The sequence below is a fragment of the Prochlorococcus marinus str. MIT 9312 genome, assembly GCF_000012645.1.
GTDB classification, from domain to species: domain Bacteria; phylum Cyanobacteriota; class Cyanobacteriia; order PCC-6307; family Cyanobiaceae; genus Prochlorococcus_A; species Prochlorococcus_A marinus_L.
The window spans coordinates 584,399-599,699 of record NC_007577.1 but is presented as its reverse complement, the minus strand read 5'-3'; the positions used below and the strand labels follow the sequence as shown (position 1 = coordinate 599,699).

Sequence of the window (15,301 nt, the reverse complement as noted above, 5' to 3'; positions counted from 1 at the left end):
ATGAAATTAGCTACTGAAAATTTTCTTTTAGCAATATCTATATTTTTTATAGGAATTTTATTATCGATAATAATTTCTAAATTATCAAAGATTTTTTTAAAAAAGATCTCCAAAAGGACAAAAACAAATTTCGATGATTTTATTTTTGAAGTGATAGCTGGAATTATAAAACCTATAGGTTTCCTCCTCTCATTTTATTTTTCAATTGACTTTTTTTTTGCAGATGAAATAACTTTTATCTCTGTCTTATTAAATATTCAGAAATTATTCATATTGATAATAATCATAAAAGCTCTCAACAAAGTATTAATTAGATCCTTAACTGAATCAACATCAAAAATTAATAATTCCTCAATCAGTTCAATGGTATCTTCACTAACTCCTTTAATAAAAGCATTAACATGGACTATTGGTTCAATATTTTTCTTGCAAAATATAGGAGTTCAAATGACTGCTATTTGGGCCTTACTAAGTGCAGGTGGAATTGGAGCAGGGTTAGCGTTAAAAGATCCAGTTCAAGAGTTTTTTGAATATATAACTATTTTGCTTGATAAACCTTTTCAAAAAGGTGAGTTTATAAAGTCTGATGGAGTCCTGGGAATGGTTGAGAGGGTAGGAGTAAGATCCTCAAGGATAAGAAGTATTAATGGAGAAGTAATAGTAATGAGCAACAGTGCCCTAACAAATGGAATAATTTCAAATTACGCACAGATGAAAAAAAGAAGGTTAGTTCATAAATTAGGAGTAGTTTATGAAACCTCTCCAAAAATGATGAAATTGATCCCAACAATAATTCAAAAAATAGTTGAAGAGACAAAAGATGCATCTTTTGATAGATGTCATTTCACAGATTTTGGCGACTTCAGTCTGAATTTCGAACTTGTTTATTACATACCAACAAATAATTATCTTGCTGCAATGGAAGCTCAACAATCTATAAATTTAAAAATAATTGAGGAATTCGCAGCTAATAATATAGAGTTTGCATTCCCAACACAAACCTTAAATATTGAAAGCAACAAAGCCAAATGATCTGCAAATCTCTTCACTGAAAATCCAGAGTTTTGAAGCCAACTCAGAACTATTTGCTTCATCACTAACCTTACCTGCAACTAATTTATGTTTTTTAAAAGATATAAGTTTATTACTTAAATGTATGTATGCAATATTATTAAAACTTGAGTCAAAAACAATCTCAGAAAGAATCTTTCCAGCATTTTCTACACTTTCAGAAATTCCTAAAATATTTTTTGCAACTTTAGAAAAGATAAAATATCCAAAGAGATTAAAACATTTGCTATATCTAAAGAAACCTGAATCATCATCTGGAATTACAAGTCCAGGGGCCCAAGTAATTACAGAAATCTTACTCGAAGATATTTTAAATTTTTTTGCAAGTTCTTTTGCAAACAAAATATTACATAACTTACTATTTTTATAAGATTCATCAGCATTAAAATTTAAAAATCGTCCAGCAACTTTTTTTCTAAAATCAACTAAATTATTAAGTCCTGCTTTCTTTCCTATATTTCCACCTGAGCTTTTGGGGTCGTGAACATCTGATGATGTAATAATTATTCTGGATTCTTCTTTATTGCTAACAAAATCTTTTATGATATTTATCAAATAAAAATGTGCAAGATGATTAACTGCAAAAGTAAGTTCTATGCCTTGTTTTGATACTTTAGGATAAAACGAACCAGTATATTGCAAACCTGCATTTAAGATAACTACATCTAAAAAGATATTTTTACTAATTAGATAATCTTTAATTTTTTTAATATTTTCTAAATCAGAAAGGTCACAATTTTCAATAATATTTAAATATTTACTAAGGTAATTTTTTTCAAAATATTTCTCAATTCTTATTAAAAAATCATTCTTTCTAAATTCAGATTTTATTAAAATGTATAAATTATTTTTAGTCTTTAGTAAATTTACAATGGCAAAGAAACCTATTCCTGAATTGCCTCCAGTAATTAAAATATTTTTATTTTCAATCATTTAAAATTGATATATATTTATATAATAAAAAAAGTTTTTAAGTTTTTTTTATTTTGTAATCTTATAAATTATTGTTAAAACCCTGAAAACTTAGTCACTAGTATTTGAGTATTTTTATTAATATGAGTCTACTCTCATTACAAGTATTGAATGAATAATAAAAAACCAGTAGCAGAAATTATATTTTGTTTCACAAATTCCTTTAATAAGAAGATTTATATTTAATGTCAAAACAAAGCTTACCAGATGTTCTTGTTTTGGGTGCAGGACCTGCGGGCATGGCAATTGCATCAGCTTTAGGCAAAGAGGAATTAAATGTAGAAGTCCTTTCTCCTAATGGACCAGATGAACCTTGGCCAAATACTTATGGTATTTGGGGAGAAGAGGTTGATCAACTTGGGCTTCAGGATTTACTAGAATATAGATGGAAGAATACTGTAAGTTTTTTTGGGCATGGCGCTTTAGAAGAGCAGCACGATGAGAATAAAGCTACTGAACATTCATTAGATTACGGACTATTTGATAAGAAGAAACTCCATAATTTTTGGCTTAATGAATGCAATAAATCTTTTATTAAATGGCATCAAGGCTATGCTGATAAAATCCATTTTGAAAAATATAAAAGTACTGTCACAACAAATGATGGCAAGACTTACTCTGCAAGATTAGTAGTAGATGCGACAGGATATGATCCTGTTTTTCTTAAATTAAAATCATGTGGCCCTTTAGCAGTCCAAACTTGTTACGGGATAGTAGGCAATTTTAGTAAACCCCCGCTTAAAAAGGGTCAGTTTGTATTAATGGATTATAGAAATGACCATCTTAATGAAGAGCAAAAAAAAGAACCACCCACTTTTCTTTATGCAATGGACATGGGAAACGGGAAATATTTTCTTGAAGAGACATCTCTTGGTTTAGTAAATCCTTTAACAATGGAAAATTTAAAAGAAAGATTAGAGAAAAGGCTATCTTATCGAAATATATCTATTACAAGTATGCAACACGAAGAACTTGGTTTGTTTCTACCGATGAATATGCCAATACCAGATTTCAAACAACAAATACTTGGTTATGGTGGAGCTGCTTCAATGGTTCATCCTGCATCTGGATACTTAATTGGTAATCTTTTAAGAAGAGCTCCACTTGTTGCAAAAGCAATATCAGAAGCAATTAAAAACAAAAATCTTAGTACCTATCATATTGCTAGAAGGGGTTGGGAAACTTTATGGTCAAAAGAATTAATTAGAAAGAAATCACTTTACCAGTTTGGTTTGGAAAAACTCATGAGGTTTGATGAAAAACTACTTAGAGAATTTTTTGGCAGTTTTTTCCAACTACCCAAAAATCAATGGTATGGTTTTCTAACTGATACTTTATCCTTAAGAGAGATTGTATACGCGATGTGCATAATGTTTATAAAGGCCCCATGGAGTGTAAAGAAAGGTCTTATGATTATGCATGGTAGAGAGTTTAAAATGTTGCTTAGGATAATATTTCCAAACATATGATTTCTAAATGAGAACCATACTAATAAGTGGAGCTAATAGAGGTATTGGACTAAATATTGCACATAAAGAATTAAAAACAGGCAACAGAATTAGTGTTGGTATTAGAAATTTAGAATCATTAAAAGGAAGTGTCATTGATCCAAATAAATGGCCAAAAGGGAAAATTTTAATTAACGAATATGATGCATTAAAAAAAAATTCAGCCTCAAATTGGATAAATAATACCTTAGATGAATTTGGGGGGTTCGATTCAGTAATAAATTGCTCTGGAGTATTATCAAAAGTTCCTTTCTTATTTAAAGATGGCGATGAAGAAGAAATTTTAAATACACTAAATATTAACTTTTTAGCAATTTGGAATTTATGTAGGCTTTCTTGGGAACATTTATGCGCTTCAGATAGAGGTAGAATAATTGTTTTAGTTTCAATGAGTGGGAAAAGATCCAAAGGGGATTTGGCCGCTTATTCTTCTTCGAAATTTGCTTTGATGGGATTATGCCAGACAATGAAAAATAAAGGTTGGGATAAAAATATTAGAATTTCAGCGATTTGTCCAAGTTGGGTTAATACAGAAATGGCTCAAAACATCTCTTCACTAGACAAATCAAGCATGACCCAACCTCAGGATATTGCTGAGATATGCTCAACTATTCTGAAGCTGCCGACACAATCAGTTCCATTTGAAATTGCCTTAAATTGTAATTATGAAATTTAGCCTAAATTAAAAATTAAGTAAGCCATTGTTAACATTGCAATTGCAATAAATAAGCCTTTTATTCGATTAGTTATTAAAGAAAAAAGAGATAAGTCTTCAGAAAAATATCCCCCAAAACTACCCGTAATAAATAACACAACCATTGGTAAAGATGCCACTCCAAATGCATAAGATATGGATTTTAAAAATCCAAAATTTAAATAATTAAAAATCAAGTCACTTAATGAAAATAATAAAAAAGAAGCAAATAGAGTAATGGAAACTTCAGCATCTAAAGTGTGAGGTAAGCTTCCCTTTAATTCAAATTGTTTTTTACATTCTCTAATCTGTGTTTTAGAAAGCTTTAAATAACCAGTTTCAGGAATTCTTTGCGACTTATATTTTCTTAGTAACCTTGCTTCAAGAGTTTCTGGCTCCTTTGTCATAATTGATGTTAATAATTCATCTGGTTTTAATTTCTTAATTTTCTTGTCAAGATTATCCGTCTTCCCAATTCTATAAAGATCTCCGAATCTTATGAGGTAAACATATCCCGACATTTGCGTTGTAAAATTAAATATATTCTTATTTAAATAATACTAAAAGAATTTAGCAAATAAAAGTTTATACAAAATGACAAACGATATTTTATATTCATTTCGAAGATGTCCATACGCAATTCGTGTTAGATGGGCCCTATTGATTTGCAAAATCACAGTTGAAATAAGAGAAATTGATTTAAAGAACAAACCTCTCGATTTTCTAAATAAATCAAAGACAAAAACTGTTCCAATACTAATAAAAAAAAATGGTGACGTTATTGAAGAAAGCCTTGGAATCATCCTATGGGCAATGTCAGAGTCAAAAAAAGCAAACATTAAAGCTATCTATTTTCCTGATAATAAAAGGGAAGATATTTTTGAAATAATTAATGAAAATGATAACGAATTCAAATATCATTTGGATAGATTTAAATATGCCACAAGATATCAGCATAGTAATGAAGAATTTCATTTCACAAAAGCAATTGAATTTATTAAGAGATGGAACCAACTTCTCGCAGAAAACAAATATTTTTTTGGAGATGCCCCCACAATAGCTGATTGGTGTATTTGGCCTTTTGTAAGACAATTTAAAATCGCTTGTGAAAGTCAAAAAAGAACAAATTATTTAGAGCTCCCAATAAAAACTTGGTTAGATTCCTTTGAAAACGATAGAAAATTTAAATCCATAATGTATAAGTACGCATTATGGGAACCAAATTCCAGAACAAATTATTTCCCTTCTAATTAGCTTTCTAACAACTTCCTTTTCTCAATTATCCTTGCTAACTCCAAAAAATATCCTGCAGTCCTAAATTTACCAATATTCTTTTCCTTAAAATCAAGGTCGCTTCTTATTTCTGCAGTCTCGGCCATAAGCAAATCCAAATCATTTGAGGCAAGGCTATACAATTCACCAAGTTCGATTTCCCTACCAAGTAAATGACTCCTGAACCACTTCCCTTTATTTTCTTGAGGTGGAATATCGTAGGGAGTAAATGACATTAAAATAAAATTAAACTAAACCCATTCTAAGTATATTATTAGATTTTTTTCATCTCTCCTTTATTAAAAATCAATGCGATAAGAAGAATTACGAATGTAGTTACACCACAAATTTCTGTCCAATAATCTATTCCGATTTTAGAAATCATTAATGGTGCCAGAACTGTAAATAATCCCCCTGATAGAATTAACTGTGCGAATAGCTGTTTTGATGTAAAAATTGGTAAAGTCCTAGATATATTTTTGGGATCTGCAAGCCTTAAAAGAAGTAATCCAGAAGCTACTACACCTGTAGAATTGCCAAACTCTATCAAACTTTTTTCAAACCAGTAATCGTCAAATATAAAGTATGCAAAATAAGCAATACAAATCAAATTCCAAAATAACCCGAAGATAGTAAAAACTATAATTATTATCCAATTTTCAAAAACAACAGCAATATCTAAACTTGCCATGGCTGTAAAAATCAATAGATCTGTAGATAAAATACCAATCTCTCTTTGCAAAATATTTGAAATAAATTCTGTATTCTTAGTTTTTTCTAAGATATATCTAATAACGAGTGAGCCTATAAGAATAAATGGGAATACTGGGAGTGAAAAGATAATTTCTTTAGAAAAGTCTCCAAAAGAACTTGAGATATATCTTAAAGATTTAAGTAACAAAACACCAAAAGAAATTGCCAGACCGGAGAATCCAAGATTTATTATCAAAATTCTTAGATCCGCAAACATTCCTATTTTAGTATTAACGTTTAGATTATCTTTTTTTTCAAGAATTTCCTCAGTATCTGAAAGACCTAAAGTTCTCCCAAGAAAAATAAATATGCTGCCCAATATTGAAGATGATAAAAGACCCATTGTTGCCATAGCCAGACCAAGATCTAAACCATCTGGGAAACCTAGTCTGTTAAAACTCTCACCGATGATAGATGCAGCTCCATGACCTCCTTCAAAACCAACCTCAATCAAACATCCCATTAGAGGATTAGTATCCATAGTTGGAGGCAAAAAATATTTAACAACTAGACCACCAACGAAAAATTGTCCGAAACCTAGAGAAAGAGCAAGCAAAAACTGATTAAATATTGGTTTAACCAAACCATTTACATTTGGGATGGGTCTGCCCATCATTAAAGTTGCGAAGACCAATGATAAAAGAGGAGTAGGAAAATTACTCCAAACATTGATTGTTTCTTTTGGCAGAAAGTGAATCGCTCCGAATGGACCTACAGATATACCTAAAATTCCTGATATAACTGCAATTGGCAATCCAAACCTCTCAAGTTGAACTGCAAGCTTAAATCTCCTCCCAAAAATTAAGAAAAAAAATATAATTAAAATTCCAACACAACTTATTAAGAGAGAATTTGAAGAAACATCTTTATACTGTATAGAAAAAATATTCAATGACTTCAAAAACATATAATTATAAATCTAAATTAATAACCAAATTTTTTCAAATAAAAAAGGCCTCAATAAAATTGAGACCTTTATATTTAGTTGCTAAATATAATAATATTTAGTCCTTAAGAGTAACTGTGGCGTTATCAATGTTACCAATAGCATTAGTAACTCTCTTGAAATCAAAGCCTAGAGCTCTTAAAGCATGCCATAGATGACCTTGGATAAAGAAGAATCCAAAATAGTAGTGAACATTTGCCAACCATGCTCTGTTTGTGTACTCACCTTGTGGAAGATCAACAGTATCAATCCAATATGGAGAAATACTAAATTTCAATTGAAGTGGCTCACCAAAGAATTCAGTTGGATAAACTGTTGTATTAGTAGCGCTCCAGAAAGCAGCAATAATTGCCATCCAACCAATACCAGCTAGAGACCATGAAAGCACAGCCTCAGCGGAAAGAAGTCCTTTACCTTTGAATTTGGTGTATTCTCCAACTTGCTTTGTAGCAATATGGAAAGCACCACCAGTGATTTCAACAAAGGCTAAGAAAGCATGACCACCTAAAACATCTTCAAGACTATCTATAGTTAAGAAATCAACTTGATGATTCCATATATGTGACAAATTCAAATCATATTCAACTTGTCTAACTGCACCAAGAGCAGGATCATAGATACCATGCCATTTAGCCCATTCTACGAACCAAATACATGCAACACCAAAGAAAATTAAATGATGCCCAAGTATAAATGTCAATTTATCTGGATCATCCCAACTAAGGCTGAATTTTCTTGCTTTTTCTAAGTCAGCTTCTTGTAAATCTCCTGGCAATAGTACTGAATGTAAAAGTCCGCCACCGGCATATACCATTGATAAAATCAAGTGGACGATAGCAATAACTACTACAGGTTTAGTATCTCCCATCACAACCCCATTAGCGTCAAACCCTATTCCAAGGGCTGCTAAATGAGGAAGGGCGATAAGAGGTTGATGACCCATAGGGATAGAGGGGTCAAATCGTGAAAGTTCAAAAAGGGTGAAAGCACCAGCCCAGAAAGCGATTAATCCAGTATGCGCAATATGCGCAGCAATGAATTTTCCTGTGCGATTCGTTACACCTGAATTACCAGCCCACCATCCGTAGGTGACATCTGGATTTCCATAGGTTTGCATTTAGGAATTGATTAGCTTAAACGTTTCGAGAATACTTGAAATTTCAACAAACAGTTGGATTCACAACAAAATTGTAAAGGTTATTAATTCTAGTAATAAATAACTAAGATGATTTCCTTAAAAATCTAACCCCAAAGAAGTTAGATTTAAGCAGTGAAATTATGGTCATCTTGAGAATTACGCATGAAAAAATAAGTATTATTCGATTCAATTTTTGTTGATAAATTTCTTTTTGCTGACATTTAATAATATTTTGTTTCAGAAAACCATCCTAATTCTTGCCTCATTCTCAAACAATTATTAAAACAGGTTAAGACAACTAATAACATGACAACCTCACAAGAATCTTCTAGAAAAATTTCACTAGAAATGAAATCTGAAGTTCATTACAAAAAGGCTGCAAAATCTTATAGAAAATCTCAACAATATATAAAAATGATTAACTTATATCCGACTTTGCAAAATACTTTAATTGATTGTAAGGATGAGAATCTAATCGAATAAAATTATTATATCTTTCCTAAAAGATTTTTCAAAAAAATATTATTTTTAGGCTGCAATATTATCGTTTTCTTCAAAACAAAATTTATTAATAATATTTCTGCAGATTTCTATATTATAAAGTGCTTTGGGCTTCCAAGGTTTTTTCTGACCAAGCGGAGAGCTTTTCCAATGAATTCCAGGCTTAAGTATTCCATTTTCACGTAAAAAAGAAAGTTTAATTTCAGTTATTCCTAATTTTTTAGCGGTCAACTCAGATGAGCTCCATATATCCCCTAACATTGAATTAAGTAAATATTATTAATCCTTGATAACGTTAATTTTATTTTTTTGAAAGGGGTAAAACTTTTAAAAAATTATTAAGTAACAAAAAACCTAGTATTTACAAAGAAAAGAGATTTGAAAGATTTATATCAAATTAAGAAATATTAAATGAAGAATCTTCATTGATGAATATCTCATCGATACCTTCTACTTTATTGCTGGATTTATAGTTGCCATATTCTTCAGTAATCGATTCAAGCTTTGGAAGATTAATCCACCCCTTGTACCAATTTCCACTATTTATTAATTCTTCGTAAGTAGTTTTTAAATTAATTTCAGAATCAAGTACTGAAACCATCAAAAAAATCATATTTTCTTTTTCTTGAGTCTCATTTACCAAAACAAAATGTCTTAATCCATTTATGGGTTTTTTAGAAGTCCAGAAATTTTCCATAATTATTTTTTCTTAATGTTCCCCTCAGAATCTCCTCTAGATATTTTTTTATATTCTTTTCTAATTTCGTCTAATAAAAGTTTTCTTCTATTCAGATAGGTAAAAGAATCATTTTTTGATAAGTTATATCTTTCTTTTTTAGTTAATTTCATCCAATTATTAAGATTCTTCTTATTGAAGGTTGTTAATTTTTTAACCTTAAAAACTTTCCCCTCCCTATTTAATTTAAGAAAATTTCTTAAATAAAGGAAAATAAATATAAAAAGACAAATTATCATTAACTTCAAGAGGATCACTTTGAAAGTAAGTTAATTTTTAGCCACTTTTCTAATTTAATATCATTCTCAAAAGATATAACCTCTTCTTTATTCGCATTACCTGAATGATCAAAGAGCCTTATAATAAACTCTTTATTAGCCGCCTCATCATCACCAATAACAATAATACTTTTAGATTTTAGTTTATTTGCCTTTTTAAATTGTTTAGAGAATGAGGCCCCACTTAAATCCAATTCAACTAACAAATCATAATTTCTTAATTTTCTAGATAAATCCATAGCTAATGATTCAGCAATTAAGCCTTGATTAATAATATAAATATCAGTATTCCTTGGAACTTCAAGATCTTTTCCCGCTAGTAAAATTAATCTTTCTAAACCAATAGCAAATCCAATTGCTGGAGTATTTGGCCCACCCATTTGTTTTATTAAATTGTCATATCTTCCTCCTCCGCAAACTGTAGCTTGGGAGCCTAGAGCACAACTAGTGATTTCGAAGGCGGTATGGGTGTAATAATCCAGACCCCTGACTAGATTAAAGTTTTCCACGTAGGGTATTTGTAAAACATTCAATTGTTTTTTTAAATCTGAATATCTTTTATGACTTTTTTCAGACAAAAAATTAAATAATATTGGAGCGTTTTCAAGCGCTTTCTTTGTTTGCATATTCTTAGAGTCTAAAATCCTTAAAGGATTTTTATTGATTCTATTCTGAGAATCTAAATCTAAAGAATCTTTATTTTTTTCTAGCCACTTCAAAAAAGATTTTTGAAAATTTAATCTATCATCAATATCACCCAAGCTATTTATTTCAAGATTAAGTTCTTTAATTCCTAATTTCCCTAAGATATCCCAAGCTAAAGCAATAATTTCAACATCACTTCTCACTGATTCGTATCCTATAAACTCAACGCCTAACTGATGAAACTGTCTTTGCCTTCCTGCTTGAGGTCTTTCATATCGAAACATAGGCCCCATGTACCATAGTTTTTGAAAAGGATTAGACGATATTCCATTTTGTATTAACGCTCGTGCGACGGAGGCGGTTCCTTCAGGCCTAAGAGTGCAGGATCTCTCCCCTCTATCAAGAAATGTGTACATTTCCTTACTAACAACATCAGTTCCTTCACCAATTCCTCTTATAAATAATTCAGTCATTTCCAATATTGGTGTTCTTATTTCTTTGATGGATGCTCTTGCAAGCTGCTCCAATACAATTTTCTCAACGTTTTGCCACTTTATTAATTGATCAGGCAATAGATCTACTGTTCCTCTAAGATTTTTTAAGTTATTCAAAGTTCTAGAAAATAATTCAAAATTTTTAATTCAAGTAGAAATTAATCTTTGATTGTTTGTTCTGTGAGACAATTTTAATTTAACATTTAGAAAAACTATTGGAAATAAATAAAAATAAAGAGAATCAGCATTGCGGTACAAAACCAAAAAAAATTGCTTTTGGAATAGCACCTCTTGGTATAGTTTCAATAGGAATAGTGCCAATGGGAGTAATAAGTATTGGAGTAGTCCCAATGGGTGTATTTTCTTTTGGTGCAGTAGCAATGGGAATAGTCAATTTATCAGTAGTTGGGATGGGAATTATCTCTGCCGGGGTTACTACTATGGGAATATGGGAGTATTCACCTAATTCTCAAAACAATATTCATAATCATTCCAAACAAATTTCAAATTCAAACAAGGAAAATATGATTTCAGATATATTTAACACTAAACAAGAAGCTGAAAAGGCTGCCTCAAAATACGGATGTATTGGAGCACATAAAATGGGTAATAAATGGATGCCCTGTAAGATGCACTAAATATTTTCTTAGTCAGAAATTCATTAAATTTTAATTCAGAATCTCTACTCTAAAATCAAGATTTTTTGCCTCATCAGTAGTTAATTTTCTTGACCATGCTCCTTGCACAGGACTATTCCATCTGAACCCAGCATTTTTAGCTAAAGACCTATCTTCATAACTAACCAAGGCCTTGTATAAAAACCTCGGTTCAGTAGCTTTAAGTAAAAGTTCCTCTAAATTATCGCATTTTTTGAAGACCTCAGAAATGTAAAAGCAATCAGACAAAGCTCTATGTAAATTCCAAACTGGTATTGAAAAAGATAGGGCTAGATCAGTTACTGAAGGTCTTGTTTTTAGTGATTTTTGAAAAGACCAATTAATATCATCTAAACTGCATATCCATTTTTTATTAAGCATAGGCAATCTTCCTTTCCCAAACCATTTCTTATCAAACTCTACATTATGCGCAACAATGAAATCAGAACAATCAACAAGTTTTAAAAAGAAATTTAATCCATCTTCCCAAGGTTGAGAGATATTAGTTACTTCTGCAGATATACAATTAACATGTTCGGCTTCATTGTTGTTAACCGGCAATAAAAATGAGACCTGTGAAAGTACACATTTAAAAGATACGTCAAACAAAATACAACCTATCTCTATCACTTCATCTTTATTTTCATCTAAACCTGTTGTTTCAGTATCAAGAATTAAAATTTTTTCTATTTTTTTATTTTGATTAGTAACAACTATTTCAGAGGCTTTACTTGTAATTTGATCCTGAAGAAAATCCAATTGATTTAATCCTTTTTTATTAAATAGTTCCATTCAGCTGAAAACACTTTCGTTTATCTTGACGCATTTAATAAAAATTTCTTTTAAATTAATATTTATTAAACTAATTCGATTAAAAATAATTTTTAAAACCATTTTAGATTTAAAAATAAATTTATAAAAATGACTTTTACAAAATATCAATTTAACAATTTTTGTTATTGGCCTTCAAAACCTAAGAAAATTGTGGAATTTATCGGTGGAAGTTATTTAGCTTCTAAACCAGATTTAACCTACAGAAGATTCATAGAGAGCTTAATTCATAAAAATTATGCAGTTCACGCATACAAGTACACTCCACAATTTGATCACCAACAACTCGCTATTAAAGCATGGAAGGATTTTAAAAATTGCCGAATGTCCTTATATAAAAGAATAGGGTCATCAATTCCTTCTATTAGAATTGGTCATAGCCTAGGCTGTAAACTTCATTTGATTTCTCCAGATGGTGGAAGGAATTGCGAAAAATTCATATCAATTAGTTTCAATAACTTTAGTGCAAACAAATCAATTCCATTATTGAAACAGATTGCTCAAAAATTAGAATTCAGTAGTGAATTTAGCCCTAGTCCAGAAAGAACTTTACGAATAATTGAAAAAACTTATAATCAAAAAAATAACTTCCTAATAAAATTCAACTCAGACGAATTAGATCAAACAGATAAATTATTTTCTTGTCTTAAAGCAAGAAAAGAAGATAATTCTAAAGGGATAATTTTAAAAGGAACACACACTATTATTGCAAGTGCAGGACTAAGAGAAAATTTTTTGGGAGACTGGGCAGATGATGATTTCAAAAGAAATACTATAAAAAGAATTTCCAATTTAATTGATAACCCCGATTAAGATTTTTCTTTCAACTTTTCTAAAACAGAACTATCTTCAAGAGTACTTATATCACCACTAATTTTTTCTCCAGCTGCCAAAGATCTCAAAATTCTCCTCATAATTTTTCCACTTCGTGTTTTAGGAAGAGAGTCAGAAATTACTATTTTTTCTGGCTTAGCGATAATTCCAATTTCATTAACAACATGTTTCTTTAATTCTTCTACTAATTCTGAAGAACTATTAACATCTTTCTCTAGAGAGACGAAAGCGACTATTACTTCCCCTTTTAGATCATCTCTCCTTCCCACAACAGCGGCTTCAGCCACTGATTTATGACTTACCAAAGCCGATTCTATTTCCATCGTTCCTAACCGATGACCTGAAACACTTATAACATCATCAACTCTCCCCATAATCCAAATATATCCATCTTCATCAATACGTGCTCCATCTCCAGCGAAATAAACATTCTTTTCTCCTTTAAAAGAAATATATTCCCAATAACTCTCCAAGTATCTCTTTGAGTTCCCATGAATTGTTCTCATCATCCCTGGCCAAGGCTTCTTAATAATTAAATAACCGCCCTCGTTCTCCATAACTTTATCTCCATTCTTATCAACGATTTCAACTTCAATTCCAGGCAAGGGATAAGTAGCTGAACCCGGCTTTGTGGGAACAACTCCAGGCAAAGGGCTTATCATTACACCTCCAGTTTCAGTTTGCCACCATGTATCAACTATGGGACATTTATTTTTACCAATAACATCTTTGTACCATATCCATGCTTCAGGATTAATTGGTTCTCCAACTGTGCCCAAAAGTCTAAGACTGTCCAGATTATATTTATCAGGAATTTCACGTCCAGACTTCATAAATGCTCTTATTGCAGTTGGAGCAGTATAAAAAATGGAAACCTTATATTTCTGAACAATTTCCCAAAAAGCCCCTAAATTAGATGGCCTTGGTACTCCCTCAAACATTAAGGTTGTAGCGCCATTAGATAAGGGGCCATAAACTATATAACTATGGCCTGTAATCCAACCAACATCAGCAGTACACCAATAAATATCGTCATCTTTTAAATCAAAAATCCATTTAAATGTCAAATGGGACCAAAGATTATAACCACCTGTAGTGTGAACTACACCTTTAGGTTTTCCAGTAGAGCCTGAAGTATAAAGAATAAAAAGTCTATCTTCGCTATTCATTATTTCTGGTTCACACTCATCTTTTTGATCTTTTAATAATTCGTGCCACCAAAAATCTCTGCCATCAACCATAGAAATGCTTTTTTTAGTTCTTTGAACAACAACAACTTTTTCAACAACTTTATCTGCCCCACTTTCAATTGCCGCATCAACTGCTTGCTTAAGCTCAATCACCTTATCTTTTCTAAAGCCACCATCTGCCGTAATAACAAATCTGGCATTTCCATCAATTAATCTATCTTTTAAAGCTTCTGAAGAAAACCCTCCAAAGACAACTGAATGAGGAGCCCCAATTCTTGCGCAAGCTAACATCGCAAACATTGCTTCAGGAATCATTGGCATATAAATACATACCAAATCTCCTTTTTTTACTCCAATGGTTTTTAATGCATTGGAAGCTTTACATACCTCTTTTAAAAGTTCTTCATAAGTATATTTTTTGCTATCTCCAGGTTCACCTTCCCATATTAATGCAGTTTTCCCTCCAAGTCCTCTACTAATATGTCTATCTAAGCAGTTATATGTAATGTTGAGTTTTCCTTCTTTAAACCACTTAAAAAAGGGGGCATTTTTGCTATCTAATACAGTTTGAAATGGCTCAAACCAATCTAATTCAGATTTTGCAAAAGATTCCCAGAATTGAGTAGGATTTTCTGATGCTTGTTCTTTTAGACTTAGTAATTCTTTTTGAGAACTAATATTTGAGTTTTCTGCAAATTGTTTTGATGGAGGGAAAATTCTCTTTTCTTCAAGTATGTTGTTGATGGAATTTTTTTTATCTAATGACATTAAATAAATCTATG

The 15,301-nt window shown here is 31.0% G+C and carries 18 protein-coding genes; 7 read left to right on the top strand and 11 right to left on the bottom strand.

Annotation, left to right across the window (positions count from 1 at the left end):
* On the top strand, nt 1-1,032 hold the full coding sequence (locus tag PMT9312_RS03255; protein WP_011376191.1) for a mechanosensitive ion channel family protein: 1,032 nt from the start codon (nt 1-3) through the stop codon (nt 1,030-1,032).
* Here the strand turns inward: PMT9312_RS03255 and PMT9312_RS03250 are convergent.
* Entirely contained in the window at nt 1,003-2,004 is a 1,002-nt protein-coding gene (locus PMT9312_RS03250) for an SDR family NAD(P)-dependent oxidoreductase (protein WP_011376190.1), read from the bottom strand. The genes PMT9312_RS03255 and PMT9312_RS03250 overlap by 30 nt on opposite strands.
* 224 nt (nt 2,005-2,228) lie before the next feature.
* On the opposite strand from PMT9312_RS03250, the gene crtL reads away from it, so the two are divergent.
* Together crtL and PMT9312_RS03240 are read left to right on the top strand one after the other, a co-directional pair.
* Nucleotides 2,229-3,512 (top strand): lycopene beta cyclase, encoded by a 1,284-nt coding sequence (gene crtL, locus PMT9312_RS03245; RefSeq protein ID WP_011376189.1) that lies wholly within the window; start codon nt 2,229-2,231, stop codon nt 3,510-3,512.
* A gap of 7 nt (nt 3,513-3,519) precedes the next feature.
* Nucleotides 3,520-4,227, top strand: coding sequence for an SDR family NAD(P)-dependent oxidoreductase (locus tag PMT9312_RS03240; protein WP_011376188.1), 708 nt, complete (start codon nt 3,520-3,522; stop codon nt 4,225-4,227).
* Here the strand turns inward: PMT9312_RS03240 and PMT9312_RS03235 are convergent.
* On the bottom strand, nt 4,224-4,766 hold the full coding sequence (locus PMT9312_RS03235; RefSeq protein ID WP_011376187.1) for a GIY-YIG nuclease family protein: 543 nt from the start codon (nt 4,764-4,766) through the stop codon (nt 4,224-4,226). The two genes, PMT9312_RS03240 and PMT9312_RS03235, sit on opposite strands and share 4 nt — an antisense overlap.
* A 73-nt stretch (nt 4,767-4,839) precedes the next feature.
* On the opposite strand from PMT9312_RS03235, the gene PMT9312_RS03230 reads away from it, so the two are divergent.
* Nucleotides 4,840-5,499, top strand: coding sequence for a glutathione S-transferase (locus PMT9312_RS03230; RefSeq protein WP_011376186.1), 660 nt, complete (start codon nt 4,840-4,842; stop codon nt 5,497-5,499).
* Here the strand turns inward: PMT9312_RS03230 and PMT9312_RS03225 are convergent.
* The 3 genes from PMT9312_RS03225 to PMT9312_RS03215 form a co-directional block, all read right to left on the bottom strand.
* On the bottom strand, nt 5,496-5,753 hold the full coding sequence (locus PMT9312_RS03225) for a hypothetical protein (RefSeq protein WP_011376185.1): 258 nt from the start codon (nt 5,751-5,753) through the stop codon (nt 5,496-5,498). The two genes, PMT9312_RS03230 and PMT9312_RS03225, sit on opposite strands and share 4 nt — an antisense overlap.
* A gap of 38 nt (nt 5,754-5,791) precedes the next feature.
* The gene (locus PMT9312_RS03220; RefSeq protein WP_011376184.1) at nt 5,792-7,177 is read right to left on the bottom strand and encodes a sodium:solute symporter; all 1,386 of its coding nucleotides are present in this window, start codon (nt 7,175-7,177) and stop codon (nt 5,792-5,794) included.
* A gap of 97 nt (nt 7,178-7,274) precedes the next feature.
* Nucleotides 7,275-8,333 carry a chlorophyll a/b binding light-harvesting protein gene (locus PMT9312_RS03215; RefSeq protein ID WP_011376183.1) on the bottom strand — a complete coding sequence of 353 codons (1,059 nt, stop codon included), beginning with the start codon at nt 8,331-8,333 and terminating at the stop codon, nt 7,275-7,277.
* 327 nt (nt 8,334-8,660) lie between these two features.
* Here PMT9312_RS03215 and PMT9312_RS09690 point away from each other — a divergent pair, with 327 nt between their 5' ends.
* Nucleotides 8,661-8,837 carry a hypothetical protein gene (locus tag PMT9312_RS09690; RefSeq protein ID WP_193741861.1) on the top strand — a complete coding sequence of 59 codons (177 nt, stop codon included), beginning with the start codon at nt 8,661-8,663 and terminating at the stop codon, nt 8,835-8,837.
* A 45-nt stretch (nt 8,838-8,882) separates the two neighbouring features.
* Here the strand turns inward: PMT9312_RS09690 and PMT9312_RS03210 are convergent, their stop codons facing one another.
* The 4 genes from PMT9312_RS03210 to hisS form a co-directional block, all read right to left on the bottom strand.
* Nucleotides 8,883-9,116, bottom strand: coding sequence for a hypothetical protein (locus PMT9312_RS03210; RefSeq protein ID WP_011376182.1), 234 nt, complete (start codon nt 9,114-9,116; stop codon nt 8,883-8,885).
* Between the two features lie 136 nt (nt 9,117-9,252).
* Nucleotides 9,253-9,552: a TIGR02450 family Trp-rich protein gene (locus PMT9312_RS03205; RefSeq protein WP_011376181.1), complete on the bottom strand. Its 300-nt coding sequence runs from the start codon at nt 9,550-9,552 to the stop codon at nt 9,253-9,255.
* A gap of 2 nt (nt 9,553-9,554) precedes the next feature.
* Nucleotides 9,555-9,704: a hypothetical protein gene (locus PMT9312_RS09980; protein WP_225866673.1), complete on the bottom strand. Its 150-nt coding sequence runs from the start codon at nt 9,702-9,704 to the stop codon at nt 9,555-9,557.
* Nucleotides 9,705-9,844: 140 nt separating this feature from the next.
* On the bottom strand, nt 9,845-11,125 hold the full coding sequence (hisS, locus tag PMT9312_RS03195; protein WP_011376179.1) for a histidine--tRNA ligase: 1,281 nt from the start codon (nt 11,123-11,125) through the stop codon (nt 9,845-9,847).
* A gap of 98 nt (nt 11,126-11,223) precedes the next feature.
* Here hisS and PMT9312_RS03190 point away from each other — a divergent pair, with 98 nt between their 5' ends.
* Nucleotides 11,224-11,646, top strand: coding sequence for a hypothetical protein (locus tag PMT9312_RS03190; protein ID WP_011376178.1), 423 nt, complete (start codon nt 11,224-11,226; stop codon nt 11,644-11,646).
* Between the two features lie 30 nt (nt 11,647-11,676).
* On the opposite strand, the gene PMT9312_RS03185 is transcribed toward PMT9312_RS03190, so the two are convergent.
* Entirely contained in the window at nt 11,677-12,456 is a 780-nt protein-coding gene (locus PMT9312_RS03185) for a 3'-5' exonuclease (protein WP_011376177.1), read from the bottom strand.
* A 129-nt stretch (nt 12,457-12,585) separates the two neighbouring features.
* On the opposite strand from PMT9312_RS03185, the gene PMT9312_RS03180 reads away from it, so the two are divergent.
* The gene (locus PMT9312_RS03180) at nt 12,586-13,308 is read left to right on the top strand and encodes a DUF1350 family protein (RefSeq protein ID WP_011376176.1); all 723 of its coding nucleotides are present in this window, start codon (nt 12,586-12,588) and stop codon (nt 13,306-13,308) included.
* Here the strand turns inward: PMT9312_RS03180 and acs are convergent.
* Nucleotides 13,305-15,287 carry an acetate--CoA ligase gene (gene acs / locus PMT9312_RS03175; RefSeq protein ID WP_011376175.1) on the bottom strand — a complete coding sequence of 661 codons (1,983 nt, stop codon included), beginning with the start codon at nt 15,285-15,287 and terminating at the stop codon, nt 13,305-13,307. The two genes, PMT9312_RS03180 and acs, sit on opposite strands and share 4 nt — an antisense overlap.
* Nucleotides 15,288-15,301 lie beyond the last annotated feature (14 nt).

Excerpts from the sequence above, each read along its gene's own strand:
- PMT9312_RS03255 (WP_011376191.1), top strand. The coding sequence starts at position 1 with ATGAAATTAGCTACTGAAAATTTTCTTTTAGCAATATCTATATTTTTT.
- PMT9312_RS03250 (WP_011376190.1), bottom strand. The coding sequence starts at position 2,004 with ATGATTGAAAATAAAAATATTTTAATTACTGGAGGCAATTCAGGAATA.
- crtL (WP_011376189.1), top strand. The coding sequence starts at position 2,229 with ATGTCAAAACAAAGCTTACCAGATGTTCTTGTTTTGGGTGCAGGACCT.
- PMT9312_RS03240 (WP_011376188.1), top strand. The coding sequence starts at position 3,520 with ATGAGAACCATACTAATAAGTGGAGCTAATAGAGGTATTGGACTAAAT.
- PMT9312_RS03235 (WP_011376187.1), bottom strand. The coding sequence starts at position 4,766 with ATGTCGGGATATGTTTACCTCATAAGATTCGGAGATCTTTATAGAATT.
- PMT9312_RS03230 (WP_011376186.1), top strand. The coding sequence starts at position 4,840 with ATGACAAACGATATTTTATATTCATTTCGAAGATGTCCATACGCAATT.
- PMT9312_RS03225 (WP_011376185.1), bottom strand. The coding sequence starts at position 5,753 with ATGTCATTTACTCCCTACGATATTCCACCTCAAGAAAATAAAGGGAAG.
- PMT9312_RS03220 (WP_011376184.1), bottom strand. The coding sequence starts at position 7,177 with ATGTTTTTGAAGTCATTGAATATTTTTTCTATACAGTATAAAGATGTT.
- PMT9312_RS03215 (WP_011376183.1), bottom strand. The coding sequence starts at position 8,333 with ATGCAAACCTATGGAAATCCAGATGTCACCTACGGATGGTGGGCTGGT.
- PMT9312_RS09690 (WP_193741861.1), top strand. The coding sequence starts at position 8,661 with ATGACAACCTCACAAGAATCTTCTAGAAAAATTTCACTAGAAATGAAA.
- PMT9312_RS03210 (WP_011376182.1), bottom strand. The coding sequence starts at position 9,116 with ATGTTAGGGGATATATGGAGCTCATCTGAGTTGACCGCTAAAAAATTA.
- PMT9312_RS03205 (WP_011376181.1), bottom strand. The coding sequence starts at position 9,552 with ATGGAAAATTTCTGGACTTCTAAAAAACCCATAAATGGATTAAGACAT.
- PMT9312_RS09980 (WP_225866673.1), bottom strand. The coding sequence starts at position 9,704 with ATGAAATTAACTAAAAAAGAAAGATATAACTTATCAAAAAATGATTCT.
- PMT9312_RS03185 (WP_011376177.1), bottom strand. The coding sequence starts at position 12,456 with ATGGAACTATTTAATAAAAAAGGATTAAATCAATTGGATTTTCTTCAG.
- PMT9312_RS03180 (WP_011376176.1), top strand. The coding sequence starts at position 12,586 with ATGACTTTTACAAAATATCAATTTAACAATTTTTGTTATTGGCCTTCA.
- acs (WP_011376175.1), bottom strand. The coding sequence starts at position 15,287 with ATGTCATTAGATAAAAAAAATTCCATCAACAACATACTTGAAGAAAAG.